The sequence below is a fragment of the Streptomyces sp. PH10-H1 genome (assembly GCF_030063355.1).
Classification (GTDB): Bacteria; Actinomycetota; Actinomycetes; order Streptomycetales; family Streptomycetaceae; genus Actinacidiphila.
Window position 1 is genome coordinate 250,856 of record NZ_JASISZ010000001.1, and the last position, 21,837, is coordinate 272,692.

At 71.4% G+C, this 21,837-nt stretch carries 17 protein-coding genes, 2 tRNA genes and 1 pseudogene; 14 read left to right on the forward strand and 6 right to left on the reverse strand.

Features of this window, described 5'->3' with window-relative positions; genetic code table 11:
- Positions 1-9: 9 nt before the first annotated feature.
- On the reverse strand, positions 10-3,579 hold the full coding sequence (locus QMK24_RS01045) for a bifunctional glycosyltransferase/CDP-glycerol:glycerophosphate glycerophosphotransferase (RefSeq protein WP_283463085.1): 3,570 nt from the start codon (positions 3,577-3,579) through the stop codon (positions 10-12).
- A gap of 122 nt (positions 3,580-3,701) precedes the next feature.
- On the opposite strand from QMK24_RS01045, the gene galE reads away from it, so the two are divergent.
- From galE to QMK24_RS01075, 6 genes are all read left to right on the forward strand, one after another.
- Positions 3,702-4,682: a UDP-glucose 4-epimerase GalE gene (galE, locus tag QMK24_RS01050; RefSeq protein WP_283463086.1), complete on the forward strand. Its 981-nt coding sequence runs from the start codon at positions 3,702-3,704 to the stop codon at positions 4,680-4,682.
- Positions 4,683-4,849: 167 nt separating this feature from the next.
- Positions 4,850-5,980, forward strand: a complete 1,131-nt coding sequence (gene proB, locus QMK24_RS01055; protein WP_283463087.1) for a glutamate 5-kinase — start codon at positions 4,850-4,852, stop codon at positions 5,978-5,980.
- Positions 5,981-6,160: 180 nt separating this feature from the next.
- Positions 6,161-6,613 (forward strand): DUF8830 family protein, encoded by a 453-nt coding sequence (locus tag QMK24_RS01060; RefSeq protein WP_283463088.1) that lies wholly within the window; start codon positions 6,161-6,163, stop codon positions 6,611-6,613.
- A 261-nt stretch (positions 6,614-6,874) separates the two neighbouring features.
- Entirely contained in the window at positions 6,875-8,185 is a 1,311-nt protein-coding gene (locus QMK24_RS01065; protein ID WP_283463089.1) for a glutamate-5-semialdehyde dehydrogenase, read from the forward strand.
- 105 nt (positions 8,186-8,290) lie between these two features.
- Positions 8,291-8,719, forward strand: coding sequence for an SCO2583/SCO2584 N-terminal domain-containing protein (locus QMK24_RS01070; RefSeq protein ID WP_283463090.1), 429 nt, complete (start codon positions 8,291-8,293; stop codon positions 8,717-8,719).
- A gap of 66 nt (positions 8,720-8,785) precedes the next feature.
- Positions 8,786-9,895: an SCO2583 family membrane protein gene (locus QMK24_RS01075; RefSeq protein WP_283463091.1), complete on the forward strand. Its 1,110-nt coding sequence runs from the start codon at positions 8,786-8,788 to the stop codon at positions 9,893-9,895.
- Positions 9,896-9,932: 37 nt separating this feature from the next.
- Here QMK24_RS01075 and QMK24_RS01080 read toward each other — a convergent pair whose 3' ends face one another.
- Positions 9,933-11,087 carry a M48 family metallopeptidase gene (locus tag QMK24_RS01080; RefSeq protein ID WP_283463092.1) on the reverse strand — a complete coding sequence of 385 codons (1,155 nt, stop codon included), beginning with the start codon at positions 11,085-11,087 and terminating at the stop codon, positions 9,933-9,935.
- A 136-nt stretch (positions 11,088-11,223) separates the two neighbouring features.
- Between QMK24_RS01080 and QMK24_RS01085 the strand changes: the two genes are divergently transcribed.
- The 6 genes from QMK24_RS01085 to QMK24_RS01110 all read left to right on the forward strand — a co-directional run bounded on the left by QMK24_RS01085 (position 11,224) and on the right by QMK24_RS01110 (position 15,165).
- A complete protein-coding gene (locus QMK24_RS01085; protein WP_283463093.1) occupies positions 11,224-11,376 on the forward strand; it encodes a hypothetical protein in 153 nt (50 codons plus the stop codon).
- An 8-nt stretch (positions 11,377-11,384) separates the two neighbouring features.
- Positions 11,385-11,987, forward strand: a complete 603-nt coding sequence (gene nadD / locus QMK24_RS01090) for a nicotinate-nucleotide adenylyltransferase (protein ID WP_283463094.1) — start codon at positions 11,385-11,387, stop codon at positions 11,985-11,987.
- A gap of 25 nt (positions 11,988-12,012) precedes the next feature.
- A complete protein-coding gene (locus QMK24_RS01095; RefSeq protein WP_283463095.1) occupies positions 12,013-13,773 on the forward strand; it encodes an LCP family protein in 1,761 nt (586 codons plus the stop codon).
- 139 nt (positions 13,774-13,912) lie between these two features.
- The gene (gene rsfS, locus QMK24_RS01100; RefSeq protein ID WP_138353142.1) at positions 13,913-14,347 is read left to right on the forward strand and encodes a ribosome silencing factor; all 435 of its coding nucleotides are present in this window, start codon (positions 13,913-13,915) and stop codon (positions 14,345-14,347) included.
- Positions 14,344-14,997, forward strand: a complete 654-nt coding sequence (locus tag QMK24_RS01105; RefSeq protein WP_283463132.1) for a histidine phosphatase family protein — start codon at positions 14,344-14,346, stop codon at positions 14,995-14,997. The genes rsfS and QMK24_RS01105 overlap by 4 nt, the downstream gene beginning before the upstream one ends.
- A gap of 95 nt (positions 14,998-15,092) precedes the next feature.
- A tRNA-Ala gene (locus QMK24_RS01110) sits at positions 15,093-15,165 on the forward strand.
- A gap of 19 nt (positions 15,166-15,184) precedes the next feature.
- Here the strand turns inward: QMK24_RS01110 and QMK24_RS01115 are convergent.
- Positions 15,185-16,132, reverse strand: a complete 948-nt coding sequence (locus QMK24_RS01115; protein WP_502962462.1) for a helix-turn-helix transcriptional regulator — start codon at positions 16,130-16,132, stop codon at positions 15,185-15,187.
- A gap of 94 nt (positions 16,133-16,226) precedes the next feature.
- Between QMK24_RS01115 and QMK24_RS01120 the strand changes: the two genes are divergently transcribed.
- Complete coding sequence (locus QMK24_RS01120) at positions 16,227-17,684, forward strand: MFS transporter (RefSeq protein WP_283463097.1); 1,458 nt, start codon at positions 16,227-16,229, stop codon at positions 17,682-17,684.
- A 41-nt stretch (positions 17,685-17,725) separates the two neighbouring features.
- On the opposite strand, the gene QMK24_RS01125 is transcribed toward QMK24_RS01120, so the two are convergent.
- Entirely contained in the window at positions 17,726-19,084 is a 1,359-nt protein-coding gene (locus QMK24_RS01125) for a glycosyltransferase 87 family protein (RefSeq protein WP_283463098.1), read from the reverse strand.
- A gap of 213 nt (positions 19,085-19,297) precedes the next feature.
- Here QMK24_RS01125 and QMK24_RS01130 point away from each other — a divergent pair.
- Positions 19,298-19,370: transfer RNA gene (locus QMK24_RS01130), tRNA-Ala, on the forward strand.
- A gap of 52 nt (positions 19,371-19,422) precedes the next feature.
- Here the strand turns inward: QMK24_RS01130 and QMK24_RS01135 are convergent.
- Positions 19,423-20,959, reverse strand: a pseudogene (locus QMK24_RS01135) (NADH-ubiquinone oxidoreductase-F iron-sulfur binding region domain-containing protein); the annotation flags it as partial.
- Positions 20,956-21,801, reverse strand: a complete 846-nt coding sequence (locus QMK24_RS41400; RefSeq protein ID WP_349307820.1) for a hypothetical protein — start codon at positions 21,799-21,801, stop codon at positions 20,956-20,958. The pseudogene QMK24_RS01135 and the gene QMK24_RS41400, both read right to left, overlap by 4 nt.
- Between the last annotated feature and the right edge of the window lie 36 nt (positions 21,802-21,837).

The following is a 21,837-nucleotide window of genomic DNA, read 5'->3' on the forward strand; positions in this document are numbered from 1 at the left end:
CGGGGAGGGCTATGCCTCCTTGGCCAGTTCCTGCATACGGTCGATGACCCGTCCTGCGGCATGGCCGTCGTCCAGATCGCAGAAGATGTCCTGGAACTTCTTGTACGCGTCCTTGTACCGGTCGGTCACCGCGTCCAGCTCCTTGAGCGAGGCGATCAGCTCGTCCGACGTGGAGATCAGCGGCCCGGGGGCCTCCTTCTCGAAGTCGAAGTAGAAGCCCCGCAGTTGGTCGCGGTAGTGCGCCAGGTCATAGGTGAAGAACAGCATCGGACGCCCGGTGTTCGCGTAGTCGAACATCAGCGACGAGTAGTCCGTGATGAGCACATCCGCCGCGAGGAACAGCTCGCCGATCTCCGGATACTCCGAGACGTCCCAGACGAAGCCCTCGCCCGCGCCCGGCACCGTGTCCACCACGTTCGGGTGACGGCGGATCAGCAGAACGAAGTCATCGCCGAGGGCTTCCTTCGCCTTCACCAGATCGACCTGGAGGTCGAGCTTGTAGCGGCCGGGGCCATAGTACTGGTCATCGCGCCAGGTCGGGGCGTAGAGCACGACCTTCTTGCCGGCGGGGAGCCCGATGCGCTCCCGTACCCGCTCGGCGATCTCGTCGCGCTCCGGGGTGTAGAGCATGTCGTTGCGCGGGTAGCCCGCTTCGAGCAGCTCGCCCTCGAAGGCGAACGCGCGCTTCAGGATCGGGGTGCTGAAACGGTTGGGGGAGACGATGAAGCTCCAGCTCTTCGACTCCTTGGCCACGTTCTCGAGATACCGCCCATTGGTGAACTGGACGTCCTCGATGTCATGGCCGATCTTCTTCAGCGGGGTGCCGTGCCACGCCTGGACGACGACCTGGCCCTCGCGCCGCTTCAGCCAGTACGGCAGGTGGGCGTTGGTGACGATGTACCGGCTGCGGGCCAGTGCTTCGAACCACTCGCGGCCCCACATGCGCACGGCCTTGGCGCCCGGCGGCAGTTCGACCTGCTCGTCGCGGACGACCCACAGGTGCTCCAGGTCGTCGCCGCGCCGCATCAGCTCCTCGAACACGGCGCGCGGGGAGTCCGAGAACTGCTTGCCGGTGTAGCTGTCGTACAGCACGGACTCGCGCAGCGGCTGGGTGCGGGCCTCGGGGTAGAACTGCGTGCGCAGCTGGCGCTGCCGGTACGGGCCCTGCTCGTCGGTCCGCAGCGAGGCGGTGACCTCGAGAGCCAGCCGGTCGTAGGCGTGCGCGGCCGCGACGTACTTGCGGCCGCCGACCAAGGTCTCGGCGGGCAGTTCGTCGATCAGCGCGGGGCTGATGACGACCGGGGTGCGCTCGTTGCCCCGCACGGAGTTCTGGAACATCAGGTTCCAGCGGCCGGGACGCAGCGGCAGCGTGCCGGCCATGCCCGGGACGGCGTGCACGGTGAGGGTGGAGGAGAAACGGCCGTCGGCCACCTCCACGGGGAACATCTTCTCCTCGTGGTGGGCCCGGTGCATCAGCACCAGGTTCGCCGGGTCGGTGGCGCTGGTCGGGCACTCGCCCTCGACCAGCAGCGAACCGTCCGACTGCCAGCTGAGGCGGTCCACGACGGGCCGCACGATCCGGTCGCTGAGCAGCAGATAGCCCGGCGCGTTGCGGTGCAGCGCCAGCTCGCGCGGCAGACCGGACGCCGACGGGGCGAGGGCGTAGCGGCCCGGCGCCAGATCGTCGTCGGCGATCAGCTGCCGCGACTTGGCCTCGCCGGGGACGACGATCTCGGTACGCCAGGTCTCGCTGTCCGGCCCCTTGAGCGACTGCATGGAGGTCTCGGTCATCCGGCCGTCGACGATGTCGTCCACCGGGATCCGCACGGTGAAGGCCGTCTGCCCCTTGGGGGCGGTGCCGGTGATCTCCAGCGGGTAGTCGTGCGAGCTCGGGGTCTTGAGGTGCTGCATGGACAGCCGGCTGCCCTCGGGCAGCACACCGGGCGCCATCCCGCGGACCTCGATGAACCCGTCGGCCAGCTCGTGCCCGGTCACCCGGGCGCGGACCTTCTCCACCCGCAGCCGCAGCCGGCCGCCGATGAACAGCGGAACGATCCGCGTCTCCTCGTCGACGTAGTGGACCGGCGGGTGGGTGCCGGAGCCGAAGGCGCCGGGGTTCAGGGCGCCCTTGCGCAGCAGGCCGCGGCTGAGGTTGCCGATCGCGAAACGCCAGGTGGACTCGGTCCACTGGCCCCGGTGCCGCAGCTTCAGCGAGTTGACCTTCAGCTCGAAACCGGACCAGTCGTACGAGTAGCGGTTCTGCCCGGAGGTGGAGGTGGCCTCGGGGCGGAAGACGGTACGGGCCGGAATGACCAGCGTGCGCCGGGACTTGCTGTTGCGCAGCGCGATGACCTTCAGCGACATCCGCCGCTTGTGGACGTTCAGGTTGCTGACGTAGGAGAAGCCCTCGATGTGCAGGTCGTCGCCGTGCCAGGTGATCGAGGACACCTTGGTGCGCAGCGCCAGTTCCTGCTTGAGGCGGTAGACGTGCTTCGGCACACCGACGGCGCGGTTCCCGAAGAAGGGGAACTTGCCGTAGCGGCGGAACCGCCGGACGACCGGCAGCGAGGCGCCGGTCTCCTTCTTCTCGTACGACAGGACTTCGAGCAGCTCGTCCAGCTTGCCGTGCTGGATCAGGTGCCACTTCAGCCGCATGAGGGCCGGCAGCGCGTCCAGGGCGCGGGGATCGACCCGGCTCAGGAAGTCCGAGGCGACCTTCATGAAGAGCTCGCGGAACTCCTGGTCGGCGTCGGGGAGCACGTTGATGAAGATCCGGATGTCGCTGGCGAGGGCCGTCTCGTCGTACCAGCGCTTGTACTTGCGGTATTCCTTGCCCGGCTGCGCAGCGAGGAACCGGCTCACCGAGTCGACGGCGGCCACGCGGTCGCGGACCGACTTCAGCTCGGTGCGGCGCTGGGTGATGGACGGTGCCGCGCCGCCCTCGCGCTGCCGCCAGTAGTACGTCGGCTCGCCGAGGATGTCGACGCTGTTGGCCCGGAAGTGGGCCGGGACGGTCAGCGGAGTGTCCTCGTACAGCACGCCCTCGGGGAAGGCCATGGCGTATTTGTCCCAGAAGGTGCGGCGGAACACCTTGTTGGGAGCCAGCCGGTCGGCGATCAGGGCCGGGTCCCGGGTGATGTGGGTCTTCAGCCGTGTCGTCGCGGTAGCCTTGCGGTGCATCGCCGACTGCGCGGTCCCCGTCGAGTCCAGCACGAACACATTGCCGGAGGCGAAATCGGACCCGGTCTCGTCCAGGGTCGTCACGAAGTGCTCGTACGCGTAATCGGGAATGACGTCGTCGCTGTCGACGAAAGTGAGGTACCCCACCCCGGGGGTGCAGTTGCGCACACCGGTGTTGCGGGCGTGTCCGAGGCCGCCGTTGGTCTGCTCGACGAGGCGGAAACGCGGGTCACGGGCGGCGAAGGCGGCGGCGATCTCACTACTTCTGTCGGTCGAACCGTCGTTGACCATGATGACTTCGAGCTCACGGAGAGTCTGACCGGCGAGGGACTCGAGGCACTCCTCGAGAAACGTCTCGACGTTGTAAATCGGCACGACCACCGAGAGCCGAGGGACCATGGGGCAGGACAACCTTTCCGTGGCGGGCACTGACGAACCGAGGTCCTGCTCCTGGGAGCGCAGCCTGCTGAGGGTTCACCCGCAGTTTATCGCATGGCTACCCTCCGACTTAGACTGACCGAATGACCTGGATGATCACCGGCGGCGCCGGCTATATCGGATCTCATGTCGTCAAGGCGCTTGTCGACAGCGGCGAACAAGTGGTCGTTCTCGACGACCTCAGTACCGGCGACGCGGCGCGGCTGCCCGCCGGAGTGCCCCTGGAACTGGGCACGGTGCTGGACCGGTCGGTCCTGGACCGGGTGCTCCGCGAACACGCGGTGACCGGGGTCGTGCACATCGCGGCGAAGAAGCAGGTCGGTGAGTCGGTCGAGCTCCCGCTGCACTACTACCGCGAGAACGTCACCGGTCTGCAGACGGTCCTGGAGGCCGCCGCCGAGGCCGGGGTGGGCCGCTTCCTCTTCTCCTCCTCCGCCGCGGTCTACGGCATGCCGGACGTCGACCTGGTCACCGAGCGGACGCCCTGCGACCCGATGAGCCCGTACGGCGAGACCAAGCTCGCGGGCGAGTGGCTGGTCAGCGCCGTGGGCAAGGCGCACGGCATGGCCACCGCCTCGCTGCGCTACTTCAACGTGGCGGGCGCCGCCTCCGCGGAGCTCGGCGACCCGGGGATCTTCAACCTGGTGCCGATGGTGTTCGAGCGACTGGCCCAGGGCAAGCCGCCGCTGATCTTCGGTGACGACTACCCGACGCCGGACGGCACCTGCGTCCGTGACTACATCCACATCGAGGACGTCGCCTCCGCTCATGTCGCGGCGGCGCGGCGGCTGACCGCCGACCCCTCGGCGTCCCTCAAGCTCAACATCGGGACCGGCGAGGGCGTGTCGGTGGCGGAGATGATCGACCTCATCCGCGAGATCTCCGGCCACACCGACCTGGCCGCCGAGGTCGTCCCGCGCCGGGCCGGAGACCCGGCCCGGGTCGTCGCCTCCGCCGAGCTGATCGGCAAGGAACTCGGCTGGTCCGCCCAGTACGACGTCCGGCAGATGGTGACCTCGGCCTGGGCCGGCTGGCAGCTGAGGCACCCCGGGCCGCAGGCCTGAGCCGCGGGGAGCCGCAGGCCTGAGTCCCGGGCACCGCGCGGCCCGGCGGGTCCGGGACGCGGGTGTCCAGGGCGCGATACGCCAGGCCGCGTGATGCCCCGGATCACGTAGATTGCACGGATCGGGGCAGGCAGACCGACGGGCACAGGCGAGCACAGGGGACGTACGTGGCAGCGGCGCGGCAGGACGTGGTGAAGGCCCGCAGGGTCGTGGTCAAGGTCGGTTCCTCATCGCTGACCACGGCGGCCGGCGGGCTGGACGCGGACCGCGTCGACGCGCTCGTGGATGTGCTGGCCACAGCGCGTGACAGCGGCCCGAAGGAGATAGTGCTGGTCTCCTCCGGCGCCATCGCCGCCGGACTCGCTCCCCTCGGACTGGCCCGCCGCCCGCGCGACCTGGCCCGGCAGCAGGCCGCCGCCAGCGTCGGCCAGGGGCTGCTGGTGGCGCGCTACACCGCGTCCTTCGCCCGGTACGGGGTGCGGGTCGGCCAGGTGCTGCTGACCTCCGACGACATCAGCCGCCGCGCCCACTACCGGAACGCGTACCGGACCCTGGACCAGCTGCTCGTCATGGGCGCGGTGCCGGTCGTCAACGAGAACGACACCGTCGCCACCGACGAGATCCGGTTCGGCGACAACGACCGGCTCGCGGCTCTCGTCGCCCACCTGGTCCGCGCCGATCTGCTGGTGCTCCTCTCCGACGTGGACGGGCTCTACGACGGGGACCCGCGCACGCCGGGAGCCACCCGGATCGACGAGGTCGCGGGACCGGCGGACCTCGAGGGCGTCACCATCGGCAGCGCGGGCAAGGCCGGGGTCGGCACCGGCGGGATGGTCACCAAGGTCGAGGCGGCCCGTATCGCCGCCGCGGCCGGCATCCCCGTCGTGCTCACCTCCGCCACCCACGTCGCCGACGCCCTCGCCGGGCGGCACACCGGCACGCTCTTCCACCGCACCGGCAAGCGGTCCGCCGACCGGCTGCTGTGGCTCGCCCACGCCTCCACCCCGCGCGGCGCGCTGCGGCTGGACCCGGGCGCGGTGAAGGCCGTCACCGAACGCCGCACCTCGCTGCTGCCGGCCGGACTGACCGGCGTCGAGGGGCAGTTCGTGGCCGGCGACCCGGTCGACCTGCTCGACGAGTCCGGTCGCGCCGTCGCCCGCGGCCTCGTCAACTTCGACGCCAGGGAACTGCCCGCGCTGCTCGGCCGCTCCACCCACGACCTCGCCCGCGAACTCGGCCCTGCGTACGAGCGTGAGGTCGTGCACCGTGACGACCTCGTCGTGCTGCACCAGCACTGACCCGGGGCGGCCGCGGGGCCGACCCGGCGGGCCGGCCAAGCTGACCCGGTAGGGGACTTCTTGTCGAAAACGGCCACGCGGTAGCCCGCACCCTGGTCAACTTTGAAGCGGAGGAGTCGCCAATACCGCCGCGGGGACGGGCGGGCGCTCGCAAAGCAGAACGCCACAGGGAGGCCGCCGGTGAGACGAGGGCGCCCAGGTTCGTTCCCCCGGGGGACGACGGAACGGGCACTGGTCAGCGTCGACAGCGGAGCGGACACCAGTGCGGGCCATCCGCCGGAGCCACGCACCACCTCCCGGCTCTGGCACGTCACGCTCAGCGTTTCCGGGCCCGGGGCCCCGCTCCCGGAGGTCAGACGCGCGCTGGAGCAGCTCGCGCACGACCACCCGTTCCTGCTGACCAGCCGCTATGCCACCGACCACGCCGAAATCCGGTACTGGGAGGAGGCCCGTGATCTCCACGATGCCGCGGCCATCGCGCTGCGGCTGTGGGGCGAACACCGCTCGACAGCCAATCTCCCACCGTGGGAGACGGTCGGCCTCGAGGTCATCGACCGTGAGACCTACCACCAACGCATAGCCGAAGGCTACGGCCCCCCACCGGCCGTCCCGGTGGGCGTACACCCGTTCTAGCCGCTGCCGGCGGCCTGGCGGGGGCCTGGGCGATCGGCTTGGCCCGGCGTGGCCTCGGGGTGACCGCCTCGGCCGATTCAGCCCGGCCGGCGTTCGAGGCCACAGTTTCGGTCCGACGGGAGCCCGAGGCCTCCGTTTCAGCCCGGCCGGCGTTTGAGGCCATGGTTGGAGCCCGGCCGGCGTTTGAGGCCGAGGGGAGGGCCGTCTCAACGGCCGGAATCACGTTCCGGCGTCCCCGAAACGAGCCGTAGGCTGCCTGGTATGAGCAGTAGCAGCCATCACACCGCCTCCCTGCCCTCCCCCCTGCCCGAGTCCGCCGTGCTGCGGGCTGCCTACCGGGCCAGGGCCGCCGCGGCCGACCTGGCACCGCTGCCGCGCTCGGTGAAGGACGACGCGCTGCTCGCCATCGCGGACGCGCTGGTGGTGCGGACGAAGGAGATCGTCGAGGCGAACGCGCGGGACGTGGCACAGGCGCGGGCCGCGGGGACCAGCGAGACGGTCATCGACCGGCTGACGCTGACCCGCGAGCGGGTGGCGGCCATCGCCGCCGATGTGCGCCATGTGGCGGGCCTGCCGGACCCGGTCGGCGAGATCGTCCGCGGCTCGACGCTGCCCAACGGGCTCGACCTGCGCCAGGTGCGGGTGCCGCTCGGCGTGGTCGGCATCATCTACGAGGCCCGGCCGAATGTGACCGTGGACGCGGCCGCGCTGTGCCTGAAGTCCGGGAACGCGGTGCTGCTGCGCGGCTCGTCCTCCGCGTACGCCTCGAACGAGGCGCTGGTGAAGGTGGTGCGCGACGCGGTCGGGGGCGCGGGGCTGCCGGCCGACGCGGTGCAGCTGGTCCCCGGCGAGAGCCGGGAGTCCGTCAAGGAGCTGATGCGGGCCCGCGGCATGGTCGACGTCCTCATTCCGCGCGGCGGAGCATCGCTGATCAGGACGGTCGTCGAACAGTCGACGGTGCCGGTCATCGAGACCGGTACCGGCAACTGCCATGTCTACGTGGACGCGCAGGCCGATCTCGCGATGGCCGTCGAGGTGCTCATCAACTCCAAGGCGCAGCGCCCCAGCGTCTGCAACTCCGCCGAGACCCTCCTGGTGCACCAGGACATCGCCGCGGAGTTCCTGCCGCTGGCGCTGGCGGCGCTGGCCGAGGCCGGGGTGACCGTGCACGGCGACGAGCGGGTGGTGGCGCTGGCCGCGCGGGCGGGGACCAAGGCCACCGTGGTGCCGGTCACGATGGAGGACTGGGAGACCGAGTATCTGAGCTACGACATCGCCGCGGGCGTCGTGGACTCCCTGGACGCGGCCGTCCACCACATCCGGCTGTGGTCGTCCGGCCACACCGAGGCCATCGTCACCGGTTCGCAGCCCGCCGCCCGCCGCTTCACCCAACTGGTGGACTCCGCGGTGGTCGCCGTCAACGCCTCGACACGGTTCACCGACGGCAGTCAGTTCGGCTTCGGCGCGGAGATCGGCATCTCCACCCAGAAGCTGCACGCCCGGGGCCCGATGGGCCTGCCGGAGCTGACGTCGACCAAGTACATCGTGACCGGCGACGGTCACATCCGTTAGGCGGTCGGTCCATACGCCCGTTCGGGTGATGCCAACTGACCGGGCGGGGCGCGTATTTCATCCGCTCCCTGCCCAAACCGGCGCCGCCCGGACTACCCTGGTCCGATGCCGGATGATGACGAGTTCGCATCCCTGGTCTTCGACGAGGACTTCATACGGTCCGCCCCCGTCCACGAGCCCACCGCGCGGCAGCGGATGCTCGCCGCCGCCCGGGCACGCGCGGAGGCGGAGGCCGTCACCGGTTCTGTGCCGGTCGATCCCGTCCGATACGACGACAGCGAATCGGACGACCTGTATCTGCAGCACGCCCGGATGGCCGAAGGCCGCCCGTACCGCGGCGGCAGCGTGCGATGGCACCGGTCGGTGGCCTGGCTGCTGGCCGTTCTGATGGGCATCGGCGTGGTGGCGCTGACGTTCGCGGCCGTCTACCGGGGCGCGGGCGGCGGCCGCCAGCCGGCCGTACCGGCGCCGCCGTCGAGCGGCCGGATCGGCACCCAGACCCTGCCGCCGGTGGCCGCTACCCAGCTGCCCTGATTTCATGTCAGAAGTTGTCGCGTATCACGGCGTTTATATGTGCCTCCGGAGACTTAACCTTGTGGTATGGCCGGTCCTGGAGACCCTCCTGAGGGGACCCCTGAAGGAGTCCCGGCAGGCGGTGAGGACGAGTACCGATCCGTCGTCTTCGACGAATCGTTCGTCCGTGCTGCCCGGATCCAGGAGTACTCGGCCCGCGAGCGGCTCGACGGCACGTCGCGGGCGGTGCGCGTCCGCCGGGTGTGGCCCGTCAGCAGCGCCCCGCGTCAGGCGCTGCTCCTGGTCGTACTCATCGCCATCGCCTTCGGTACCGCGATCTACCTGGGCATACGTCACCCGTACAGCAATTCTGCGCCTGCCGCGGTGGAGCCGCTACGGATCACGCTGATCCCGTTGGTGCCGCCGGGGCCGGTACCGTCCGTGAGCGGGACGTCGCTCTACGAGAACCAGCCGGCCGGCCACTACCGGGCCGGCGCCGAGGGCCTGCCGCTGCCGACCGCGCGCCGTGTCGGCGACTTCACGGAGAGCCAGGTGATGCAGGCGCTCAGCACCGCCAAGGAGTACCTGGTCGCCTCGTCCCTCGACCCGGGATCGGTGACGGGCGGCGATGTGCGCACCGTCCGCAATCTGATCGATCCCGGCCAGGTCGACCAGTTCGACCGCAGCCTGAGCGCTCCGGCCGACGACGGACTGCACGAGGCGACCGGCTGGCTGGTGCGCTTCGATCCGGTCAGGGTGCGGCTGGCCGATCCGAAGGTGCGGGTGAGCGGCACCATCACCGTGAGCCAGGTCAGCGACGACCGGCTGGAGGTCGTGGCGGACCACACCTTCGTGTACGCGGTGCAGAGCGCCGGCGCCGGCGCCGACCCGGCACAGGGCGCCACCTCGCTGTTCACCGTGCGGCGCGATATGCGGTTCCGCTTCGACCGTGACGACCTGCGGGACCACCACATCGAGGTGACGCAGGCCGATGTCGCCGCCGGGCCGATGTCCTGCTCGGCGACGGCCCCGGCCGCCTACCTCCGGCCGCTGCTGGCCGGCCAGTCGCCGCTGGGCCCGACCGCCGCCGATCCGAACGACCGCGGCCGGCCGCCCGCCGCGGTCTGCGCGGCGCTGGCGGACGGCTCCGCCGGTCGCCCGGCAGCGCGCTCCACCGCATCCGCCGCCGCTCCCTAGGCCCCCGGGTCCCCTGGCGCGGGTCACCCGGCCCCGGTCACTCGGCGCGCGGGCCGTTCTCCGGCCGGTCTCCCGGGGTGTCCTCCGGCCCGTCCTGCGCCTCGTCCGCCGGCCGCTCCTGAGTGCGGGTCTGGGTGCCCCCGCCGCCGAACTTGTCCCGCAGCTTGCCGCCGATGTCGCCCGCACCCGTGGAGATGTCGCGGATCAGGCCCATCAGCGGGTCCTTGCTGGTCTTGACGTTCTCCGCGTAGTGGTTCGCCGACTCCTTGAAGGTGTCGTAGACCGAGGTGTCCTTGTCCTCGGTCCTGCGCGGGTAGTGCCCGTCCATCAGCCGCTGGTAGTCGCGGCTGGCGGCCCACTTCTTCAGCTCGGCGGCGCGCACCGTGGTGAACGGGTGGCTGCGCGGCAGGACGTTCAGGATCTTCAGGACGGAGTCGCGCAGGTCGCCCGCGGACTCGTACTCGTCGGCCTGCTTCAAGAACGCGTCCACGTTCATCTCGTGCAGGTGGTTTCCGCCGGCGATCTTCATCAGCCCGCGCATGGACGCCTGCAGGTCCTGACCGACCAGCAGCCCGGCCCGGTCGGCCGACAGCTCGGACTTGCGGAACCACTCGCGCAGCGCCGTGATGATCGCCAGGATCGCGAGGTTGCCCAGCGGTATCCACGCGACCCGCAGCGCCAGATTCGTCAGGAACAGCAGGATCGTGCGGTACACGGAGTGGCCGGACAGCGCGTGGCCCACCTCATGGCCCACGACGGCCCGCATCTCCTCCTCGTCGAGCAGTTCGACCAGGCCGGTGGTGACCACGATGATCGGCGCGTCCATGCCGATGCACATCGCGTTCGGCTGCGGGTCCTGCGTGACGTACATCGTGGGGACCTTCTCCAGGTCCAGGATGTGGCAGGCGTCGAGCAGCATGGCATTGAGGTGCGCGAACTGCTGGTCGCTCACCCGGACGGAGTCCGACAGGAAGAGCAGTCGCAGCGAACGCTCGGGGAGCAGTCCGCTCAGTGCCTTGAAGACGGTGTCGAAGCCGGTCAGCTTGCGGAGCGCGACGAGCGCGGACCGGTCGGCGGGATGCTCGTACGCTCGCGAGGAGATCCCCGGGAAGCGCTTGCGCGTGCGGCTGGGCACCCTCTCGGCACCGCCGTCGGTCTCGTTGGAGTCGCGCGGATCGTTCGGCACGGACATGGTGACCCAACCCCCTGATAGCCAACCGGTACATACTCTGGACGCGCGGAGCCTGCGCGAAGTTCCACAGGGCCCGCCCGTACGATGTGCGTGAGTCTTCCCGTCCGCCCTCAAAACCGCAAAGGTCCTGCCGACCATGACGTCACACGCAGCTGCCGCACTGACCACTCTCGCCGAGGCGTCGGGTGGGGGGAACCACGAGAGTCTCAGCCCGTATCTCACCGGCGGCGGCGCGCTGTTCGCGCTGCTGCTCCTGCTGTGGATCACGACCCGCTTCAACCGGGACTAGTCTCCGCGATGGCTGAGCGCGTGAAGAAGCGGATCGGCGTGATGGGCGGCACGTTCGACCCCGTCCACCACGGTCACCTGGTCGCCGCCAGCGAGGTGGCGAGCCTGTTCCAGCTCGACGAGGTCGTCTTCGTGCCGACCGGACAGCCGTGGCAGAAGGCCCACAAGGCGGTGTCGCCCCCCGAGGACCGCTATCTGATGACGGTGATCGCCACTGCGTCCAACCCGCAGTTCTCGGTGAGCCGCAGCGACATCGACCGCGGCGGCAAGACGTACACCATCGACACCCTGCGGGACCTGCGCGCCGAGCACGCCGACGCGGATCTGTTCTTCATCACGGGTGCGGACGCGCTCAATCAGATCTTCTCCTGGCGGGACGCCGAGGAGCTCTTCTCCCTCGCGCACTTCATCGGAGTGACCCGTCCTGGGCATACCCTGTCGGATCCGGGCTTCCCGGAGGGCGGGGTCTCGCTGGTCGAGGTCCCCGCGCTGGCGATCTCGTCGACGGACTGCCGCCAGCGGGTCGCCAAGGGTGATCCGGTCTGGTACTTGGTGCCGGACGGAGTGGTGCGCTACATCGACAAGCGCAAGCTGTACCGGGACGCCGGGTAGCTCGCATCGCAGTGAAGGGGTCCTCGTGAACGACGCAAACCCCCGTTGGCAATTCGCCGAGGGCGGTCCTGAGAACGGTCAGGACCCGTACGCCCCGCAGGACCCACCCGCGCCTCAGGACCCTTACTACCAGCAGCAGTACGGCTACGACCCGTATGCGCGGCAGCCGCAGAGCCCGCCCCAGCCGCAGTCCCCGCAGCAGCAGTCACAGCAGCAACAGCAGCAGCAACAGCAGCAACAGCAACAGCAACAGCCGGGATACGCCGACCCGTACTCCGCGGACCCGTCGCAGACGTACGCCGGGCAGCAGCAGGGCTGGACCCCGCAGCAGCAGTACGCGGACCCCCAGTACGCGCAGCCGCAGTACCAGCAACCGCCGCAGTACCAGGAGCCCCGGTACGACCAGCCGGCCCCGCAGCCGTACTACGAGGCGCCTGCCGCGGTTCCCGCGCCGATCATCCCGGGTCCCGGCCCCGCACCCGACTCCGCGCCGCAGAACCGGCAACAGCAGGCACAGCAGGACGGCCAGGACTACAGGACCGAGCAGTTCGCGTTCGTCGACGAGGACGACGAGGAGTCGGAAGAGGTCATCGACTGGCTGAAGTTCTCGGAGTCCCGCACCGAGCGCCGTGACGAGCGCAAGCGGAAGGGCCGCAAGCGCAAGATCGCGCTGGTGCTGCTCGTCGTCCTGGCGCTGGTCGGCGGGGTCGGCTACCTCTGGAAGGCCGGCCGGATCCCCGGTCTCGGCGACACCGGGACGAGCACGGCGGCGCCCGGCGCGGGCCAGAAGCGCGATGTGATTGTGGTGAACCTGCGGCCGGTGGACGGCACGGAGTCCTCCACCGCGCTGCTGGTCAGCAACCGGACCACCGGCAAGGGCACCACCGTGTTGCTGCCGAACGCGCTGTCGCTCAGTACGGACGACGGCGGCGCGACCACCCTTGGCAAGCAGATCGACCAGGGCCAGGAGCCGACCCGGCAGGGGCTGAACACCCTGCTCGGCTCGGACATCAAGGGCAGCTGGCGGCTGGACACCCCGTATCTGGAAATCCTCGTCGAGTCCCTCGGCGGCATCACGGTGGACACCGACGCGACGGTGCACGGGGCGAAGAAGGACGGCGACAAGGTCCTGGTCAACGAGGGCAAGGCGCAGGAGCTCAACGGCCAGGCCGCCGTCGCGTACGCGATCCACCGCGGGCCCGGCGAGGCGCAGGCGAAGCAGCTGATGCGCTTCGGCCAGGTGATGCAGGCCGTGCTGGCGAAGATGCCCAGTGACGCGGCCATGGCGACCAAGACTGTCGAGTCGCTGAACTCGATCCCCGACCCCTCACTGCCCGCCAACGCGCTCGGCGCCTCCCTGGCGCAGCTCGCGGAACAGGCCAAGACGGGGGCGTACAGCACCGCGCTGCTCCCGGTGCAGCAGAACGGAACGCTCAGCGCGCAGGCCACCGAGAGCGTGGTGAAGGACGTGCTCGGCGGCACGGTGAAGAACGCCGGGTCCACGGCGCAGCCACGGGTGATGGTCAAGGACGCCACCGGCGACAAGAAGGCGCCGGGCCTGGCCCAGGCCGCGATCCTGAACGGCGGCTCGTACATCTACGTGGCGGGCGGCACGGCCGCCTCGACGCAGGCGGCCTCCGAGGTCGTCTACGGCACCGACGCCCGCAAGGCGGCGGCGGACGACGTGGCGAAGACGCTGGGTCTGCCGGCGGGCGCGGTCAAGAAGGGAACGGTCGCGGCCAATGCGGACATCACGGTCGTCCTCGGCAAGGACTACAAGGGCTGAGGACCCGCCGGGGACCCCCTGAGGACCGGCCAGGAACCGGCTCAGGTGGCCTGACCAGCAGTGACGTATAACGGGTCGGGGGCTGTCCGTGGGGCGTGAGACCCTGGAGAGACACGCCCTCGACCCGAAAGCCTCACCTGTGACCGCCACTGACCACTCCATCGAGCTCATCAAGGCCGCCGCGCAGGCCGCCGCCGACAAGCTCGCGCACGACATCATCGCCTACGACGTCAGCGACGTCCTCTCCATCACCGACGCGTTCCTGGTGGCCTCCGCCCCGAACGACCGGCAGGTCAAGGGCATCGTCGACGGTATCGAGGAAGCGCTCCTCAAGGAGCTGGGCACCAAGCCGGTGCGCCGCGAGGGCGAGCGCGACGGCCGCTGGGTGCTGCTCGACTACATCGACATCGTGGTCCACGTCCAGCACTCCGAGGAGCGGGTCTTCTACGCCCTCGAGCGGCTCTGGAAGGACTGCCCCGAGATCGAGCTGCCCGCCGACGCCGTCGCGACCCGTGGCAAGGGCGAGGAGCACGCGAAGCTGTACGCCGCCGAAGCGGACGGAGACCTGAGCTGAACGGGCACACCAAGGGCCGCGGCCGCCGGATCGTTCTGTGGCGGCACGGCCAGACCGAGTGGAACCTGGAGCAGCGCTTCCAGGGCAGTACCGACATCCCGCTGACCGCGGACGGTCTCGCCCAGGCCCGTCGCTCGGCCCGGTTGCTCGGTGCACTGGAACCGGCCGCGATCATCGCGTCCGATCTGCAGCGGGCCTCCGCCACGGCCGCCGAGCTGGCCGCGGTGACCCGTCTCGGCGTGACCCACTACGAGGGGCTGCGCGAGACGTACGCGGGTGACTGGCAGGGTCTGACCCATACGGAGATCGTGGCGCTGCACGGCGAGCAGTACGCCGCCTGGAAGCGCGGCGAGCCCGTACGGCGCGGCGGCGGCGAGCTGGAGACCGAGGTCGCCGACCGGGCGGCTCCCGTGGTGCTGAGCGAGGCCGAGAAGCTGGCCGACGGCGGCACTCTCGTCGTGGTCAGCCACGGCGGCACGATCCGCACCACGATCGGCCGGCTGCTGGGTCTGGAACCGGGCCACTGGGAGGCTCTCGGCGGTCTGTCGAACTGCTGCTGGTCGGTGCTGGGCGAGGGCGCGCGCGGCTGGCGTCTGCTGGAGCACAACGCGGGCACCCTGCCGGAACCGGTGCTCGGCGACGACAGCTGAGCCGGCGTCCCGGGATCACCGGGCGGATTTCGCTTCTGCCCCGAATACCGGTTAAGCTTCTTCTCGTTCCCAGCGCGAACCGCACTGGAAACGGCGGGGCTGTAGCTCAGTTGGTAGAGCGCTTGCATGGCATGCAAGAGGTCCGGAGTTCAATTCTCCGTAGCTCCACAATCAGGATCCCGTCCGGTCATCGCGACCGGGCGGGATCTTCTTGTTCCCAGGCCTCGCGGGCCGCCCCCGCCGCCCGGTCCGCCACGATCTGCGAGACCCTCCGCCCATGCACCGGGCAGCCGATCATCGGGTCCTCCAGGGCGCGCAGCCGCTCGATCTGCGCCCGGCTCTCCTCGTCGCCCGGGGTGTAGACGATCATCCGGTGCTCGGCCATGCCGTCGATGGCCAGCGAGACCAAGGTCAGGCTGAGCAGGCCGACCGACGCGTGCCGGAACAACTTGAGCCGCGATCCGGGCGAGGCCACATCGCCGCGGGCCCACATCTGAGCGAATTCCGGGCTCTCGTGGATGAGGCGCGCGATGAACGACTCCCAGGCCGGCTCGCCGACGTGCCGTCCGTAGGAGGCGCGCAGCTGCCCGACCATCCGGGGCAGCTCCTCCTCGCTGTTCACCATCGTCGAGCAGCACTCCGGGACGGTGAACAGCTTCAGCAGCACATTGCGTTCCGAGCGGGGGATGAACGAGGTCGCCGGCCAGATGTCGCGGTACGCGGCGTTGGACGCCTGGACGTCGTAGCGCGCGCTGTAGACGACGGCGGGCAGCGGGTCGAGGGCGTCGAGGATGCCCTGCACCTCGTCGCCGACCACTTCCGCGTCGGAGACGTCCTGGCGGACGAACGGCACCCCGGCCAGCCGGTAGAGGTGCTCGCGCTCGGTCACGTCGAACTGGAGCACCCGGCCGACCGCGTCCAGCACCTGCACGCTCGCGTTGATCGGGCGGCCCTGCTCCAGCCACGTGTACCAGGTGACACCGACCCCGGCGAGCTGCGCGACCTCCTCGCGGCGCAGTCCGGGCGTACGGCGCCGCAGCCCCGGCGGCATGCCGACGTCCGCGGGGGTGATGCGGGCGCGGCGGCTGCGGAGGAAGGCGGCCAGCTCGGTGCGGCGGGGAGGCATGGTGTCCATACTCCCCGGGACCGGAGCGGCTTGCCAGGTGCTGCCAGTACCAGCATCACAGGGCTCTCGTTACCAGTAGCGCGCCGCCCGCAGGCTGACGGGCATGACGAATTCCGTGCTCCCGAACCCTGTCACCGACAAGGAGACCACTACCGGCGCCGTACGGCGCCCGCGCACCGGCCTGCTGCTGGGCATCATCCTGACGGGCCAGTTCATGGCCCTGCTCGACGTCTTCATCGTGAACGTCGCCGCGCCCACCATCCGTACCGATCTGCACGCCTCGGGCGCGGGCCTGCAGCTGATCGTGGCCGGCTACACCATCGCGTACGCCGTGCTGCTGATCACCGGCGCACGGCTGGGTGACCTGTTCGGGCACCGGCGGGCCTTCCTGACCGGCCTTGCCCTGTTCACGGCCTCGTCGCTGGCCTGCGGGCTCGCGCAGTCCACGGGGGAGCTGATCGGCTTCCGGTTCGTCCAGGGCGCCGGCTCGGCCCTGATGATCCCGCAGGTGCTCAGCCTGATCCAGCTGACGTTCACCGGCGAGGCGCGGTCGAAGGCCCTCAGCGTCTACTCGGCGGTGCTCGCCTCGGGCGCTGCGGTCGGCCAGTCTCTCGGCGGCGTGCTGGTCAGCGCGGACCTGTTCGGCACCGGCTGGCGGCCGGTGTTCCTGGTGAACGTGCCGATCGGGCTGGTCATGCTGGTCGTCGCGCCGCGGGTGATCCCGGCCGACGTGCGCAGTGCGCCGGCGCGGCGGCGCGGCCTCGACCTGCCGGGCCTGGTGACGCTGGCCGCGGCGGTGACGCTGTTCACGGTGCCGCTGGTGCTCGGCGAGGAAGAGGGCTGGCCGGTGTGGGGCTGGGTCTGCCTGGGCTCGAGCGTGGCGCTGTTCGGGCTGTTCGTGGTGCTGGAGTCCCGGCTGGCGCGGCGCGGCGGCGCTCCGCTGGTGTCCGGGCGGGTGCTGCGGGCGCCGGGGATGGCGCGGGCGGCGACGGCGATCGGCCTGGCCATGGCGGTGAACGCGGGCTTCCTGTTCAGCATCGCCCTGCATCTGCAGACCGGGCTGGGAGACAGCGCGCTGCGCACCGGTCTCACGTTCGCCGTCGCCGCGGTGGCCTTCGGCGCGGTCGGCCTCAACTGGCGTCGTCTGCCGCTGCGTTGGCACCCTGCGCTGCCCCCGGTGGGATTCACCGTGGCGGCGGCCTCCTTCGCGGTGCTCGGCCTGGCGCTGCGCGGCGGCGGCCACGGCGGGTTCGCGCTCCTCGCCGGGCTGGCCGGTATCGGCGCGGGGCTGGGAGCTGCGTTCAGCGCCACCCTCACCCGCGCGCTGGGAACCGTGGACCCGCAGGACGCGGCCGACGCCAGCGGGCTGCTGGCCACCGTCACCCAGCTCGGCATGCTCATGGGCGTGGCCACCTTCGGCACGTTCTTCCTGAACCGCCTCGGCGTCGCGGGACCGCACCCCTCGGCCCACGCCTTCGCGGTCACGGCGGCGGCGCTGGCCGTCACGGCGGCGGTGGGGGCGCTGGCGGCGGGGCTCGCGGGACTGCGGCGCGGCCAGTAGCCGGCGGTCAGCGCTCGGCTGTCAGCGGTCGTCGGTCGTCGTCAGCGGTTGACGTAGTCGTACGCGGCCGGCCGCCGCGCCCGCATCGCGGGCGCCGGGGCCGGCCGCCGGCCCGGAGGACGCGCGCGAAAGGCCTGGAACGCCAACGTGCCGGCCACCGCGAGGAACGCCGCGCCGACCGCCGGGTAGATCGCGGACAGCGCCATCTGACCGGTGTTCTGGCCCAGCTCGAACCGCCCGGTGCCGTGCGGGACCATCCACAGCAGGAACGAGCAGAACGCCAGCCCCGTCAGGGCCGCCCCCGCCCCCCACACCGCGTCGCGGCGGCGCAGCGCCTCGGTGCCCAGCAGTACGACCATCGGCACTCCCCACACCCAGTGGTGGGACCAGGAGACCGGGCTGACCAGCAGCGCGGTCACCGCGCACGCCAGCGTCGCCCAGGCCGGGCTGTGCGGGAACCGGTCCCCGGCGAGCAGCGCGGCGACCGCGATGGCCAGACCGGCGGAGCCGACGACGGCCGCCGCCAGCAGCCAGCCGTACCCCGGGTCGCCGGTGTGCAGGGCGCGGGCGAAGATCCCGCGCAGCGACTGGTTGGCGGTGTCCTCGCTGAAGCCGACCCGGTCCGCCGCGAAGAGCATCTCGGTCCAGAACCGCCGTGAGTCGTGCGGCAGTGCCACCGCGGCCATCGCCACCGTCCCGATGAACGTCACGACGGCCACCGCGGCCCGCCGCAGGTGCACGTTCCACGGACTGTGGCCACGGCGCAGCCGCCGCCACCCCAGGGCCGCGCCGGCCAGCGCCAGGAAAACCGCGAACAGCGCGGGCGTCAGTTTGATCCCCGCCGCGATCCCGATCCCGAAGCCCGCCCAGCGGTGGTCGGCCCGCCGCGTCAGGTCCCACAGCACCAGCACGGCCAGCAGCAGGTTGATCTGCCCGTACCGCAGCGTCGTCCACACCGGCTCGCACCACACCGCGAGGGACGCCAGGGCCAGCGTCACCGCGGCGGTCGGCAGCTTGAGCGGACGCCCGGTCAGCCGCAGCGACAGATGCACCAGCGCCACCAGCAGACCCAGGTTCACCACCGTCGCCGCGGCCCGCATCCCGCCCACGCCGATCCAGGTCAGCGGCATGAACACCAGCGCGGCGAACGGCGGATACGTGGTCGGGAGATTCGCGTAGGTGGCCCGCATGTCGTACAGATCGCCACCGGACCTCGCGGTCGCCCCCTCCGCCCGGTAGACCATGAGGTCGATCATCGACACGTGCGAGGCGCGCTGCGCCGCCCAGAAGGCGGCGAACGACACCAGGCAGAAAGCGGCGGCGAGCAGCGTCGGGCGCCGCAGTATGAACGTCCTGGCCGCCAGAATGCGGGTGTCGGCGGTCAGCTGCGTCGCTGTCACAGTGCGCTGCTCCAGGAGACTGGTGGGGGGCACGGGGCGGCCGGTGAGAACTGGGCACGGATTGCCGACAGTACCTGGACCGGCGGCCGAACAGCAGTGGTAACGGTTCGTCCAGGTGGGGCCCCCGGGCCCCGGCAAACGATTTGGCGAAACACCCCCAGGGCCGTGTAATGTATGCCGAGTCGCCGGGGGAACCCGGCGGGGCTGAAACGCGGGGCTGTAGCTCAGTTGGTAGAGCGCTTGCATGGCATGCAAGAGGTCCGGAGTTCAATTCTCCGTAGCTCCACAATCAAGAAGGTCCGGTCCGCCGTCCAGGCGACCGGACCTTCTTCGCGTTCCCCCGTACCGTTCCCCCACACTCTGCTGTTCGGGGCCGGGGTCCGGGGCCTGGGTCCGGGGCCTGGGCTATTCGAGGCGCAGGGCCAGCGCCGGGCAGCGGCGTAGCGCCCGTACCGCCGCCGCCCGCAGGTGCCCCGGCACAGGAGTGCCGGCCAGCGACGGATAGCCGTCGCCGTCGAGCCGTACGAGCTCCGGCAGGAGGCCCGCGCACAGTCCGTGGCCCTGGCACAGCGTCCAGTCCACGGCGAGCCGCGCCCCGCGCTCCTCGTCCGGCAGCGGAAGCTCCCCGGTGGTGGGGCGGCCGCAGCCGCCGCCGAGTACATGGGCGGCGAGGTCGTCGGTGAAGGCGCTGACGCCGGAGAGCAGGAAGCGCGAGGCCCCGTCGGGGTGCCGGCAGGCACCGCGTCCGCGTACGGCATGGGCGGAGCGGCGTACGGCTTCGAGCGCGCCCTGTCCGCCGCCGCCCAGGACGTCGGACAGGGCGCCGGCGAGTGCGGGAAGACCCAGCCGGCAGGGCCCGCACTGGCCGGAGGACTCGGCGGCCAGCCACTGGGCGACGCGCAGCGTCTCACCGAGCGGGCAGGTGCCGGGGGCCAGCGGGAGCATGGCGCCGGCGCCGAGGGTGGCGGAGTGCGCCGTCATGCTCTCCCGGGAGACGGCGGCCAGCGAGGCGGCGACCGGGTCCATCCAGCCGCCGTGGTAGCCGCCGACGAGAACGCCCTGGCCCACTCCGGCCCCGCACAGCTGCAGCACGTACGACAGCGGGACGCCGGTCGGCGTCTCGACGAGAGCCGGGGCCGGCACCGAGCCGGAGACGGTGAGCAGCACGGTGCCGGGTTCTGCGGCGATGCCGGTGGCGGCGAAACGCCCTGCGCCGAGCCGGGCGGCGACCGCGAGCTGGGCGAACGTCTCCGTGTTGGAGAGCAGGGTCGGCAGGCCCCCGACTCCCGCGTCGCTCGCGTGGGTGCGGCGGCCGGGCGGCAGCGGCGGTCCGCCGTCGGCGGCGCGGATCAGCGCCGAGGCCTCGCCGGACACGAAGCGCTCCGGCAGCCGCACGACGCGCGCCCTGAGCGGCCGGCCACGGCGTTCGCCGAGGCCGCGTTCGGCGAGGGCCTCGCGTACGGACCGCTCCACCGACTCCTGGGTGACGCCGATGACGAGCTGCCGCGCGTCCAGTGCGTCGACGGCCAACAGCGCCCCGTCCAGCACCAGATGGGGTGCGCGCGCCAGTAGTACGGCGTCCTTGCGGCAGGCGGGTTCGCCCTCGCAGCCGTTGACGACGACGCAGGTCCTGTCGCCGCGGCGGCGCGCGGCGTCGGCGACGGCGCGCAGCTTTCTCGCGAAGGGGAAGGCGGCGCCGCCGCGCCCGCGCAGGTCGATCTGCCCGGCGAGAGCGGTCAGCAGGCTCTCGCTGAGGGACGGCAGCGGTCCGTGCACCGACAGGTGCGCCACCCGGTCGAGGCGTTCGGCCAGTTCGAAGCCGGCGGTCAGCCGGGGCAGGCCGATGGAACGCACGACGGGCAGCGGGCCGCTCATCGCCGCTCCGCGGGCAGCCGCGGCCGCCGTGGGGCGTCGATCGCGAGAGGAGGCCGCTGCCGAGAGGGTTCGACGGCGGGGCGGTCGGGGCGGTCGGCGCGGTGCGTTCCGCGTGCGTGGCCCCGGCCGCGTCCTCCGTCCCGGCCGCCGAGGGGCGAGCGCAGCCGTACGACGAGCGCGACGGCGACGGCCGTCAGGCACAGGGCGTACGCGGCGACCACCCAGCCGGCGGGCGCGCGGCCGGCCTTGAGGCCGTGCACGATCGCCAGGCACCAGGCCACGTACGCGCAGGAGTGCAGCACCCGCCACCGTCCGGCCCTGCCCCGTCCGGCGAAGGCGCTGCGCAGCGCGCCCGTCGCGGCGGCGAGCACCATGAGGTAGCCGGACAGGGTGCCGAGCGCGATCAGCACCGCGCTGCCCCGGGCGCCGAACGGCAGCAGACCGGAGGGCAGCAGCGCGCCCGAGACCGGGACCCGTCCGACCGCGACCTGTACCGAGACGTGCAGGGCCAGGAAGCCGAGCGCGCCGATGGCGGTGGCGCGGTGCACGGCCTGGGCGAGCAGCCGGTGCCTCGGGCCCAGCAGCAACCGGTCGGTGGAGATCAGACCCCAGACGACGGTCGCGGTGAGCGAGACCAGGGTGAGTACGCCCGAGGTGAAGTCCAGGAATCCGCGCATCCCCGGCCCCGAGGTGAGGGCCAGGGCGAGGACGACGGCGGCGGTCGCGGCGCCCACCGCGATACGGGGCAGGGTCCGCGCGGACTCCGGCGCCGTCCCGTTGTTGATGCCGCGTGCCCGGTGCTCCCGACGCTCCCGGTACCCACGGTGGTTGCGCATTCGCATGGCGGGGACGTTAGGCGGGCCGCCGCGGTCCGCCGC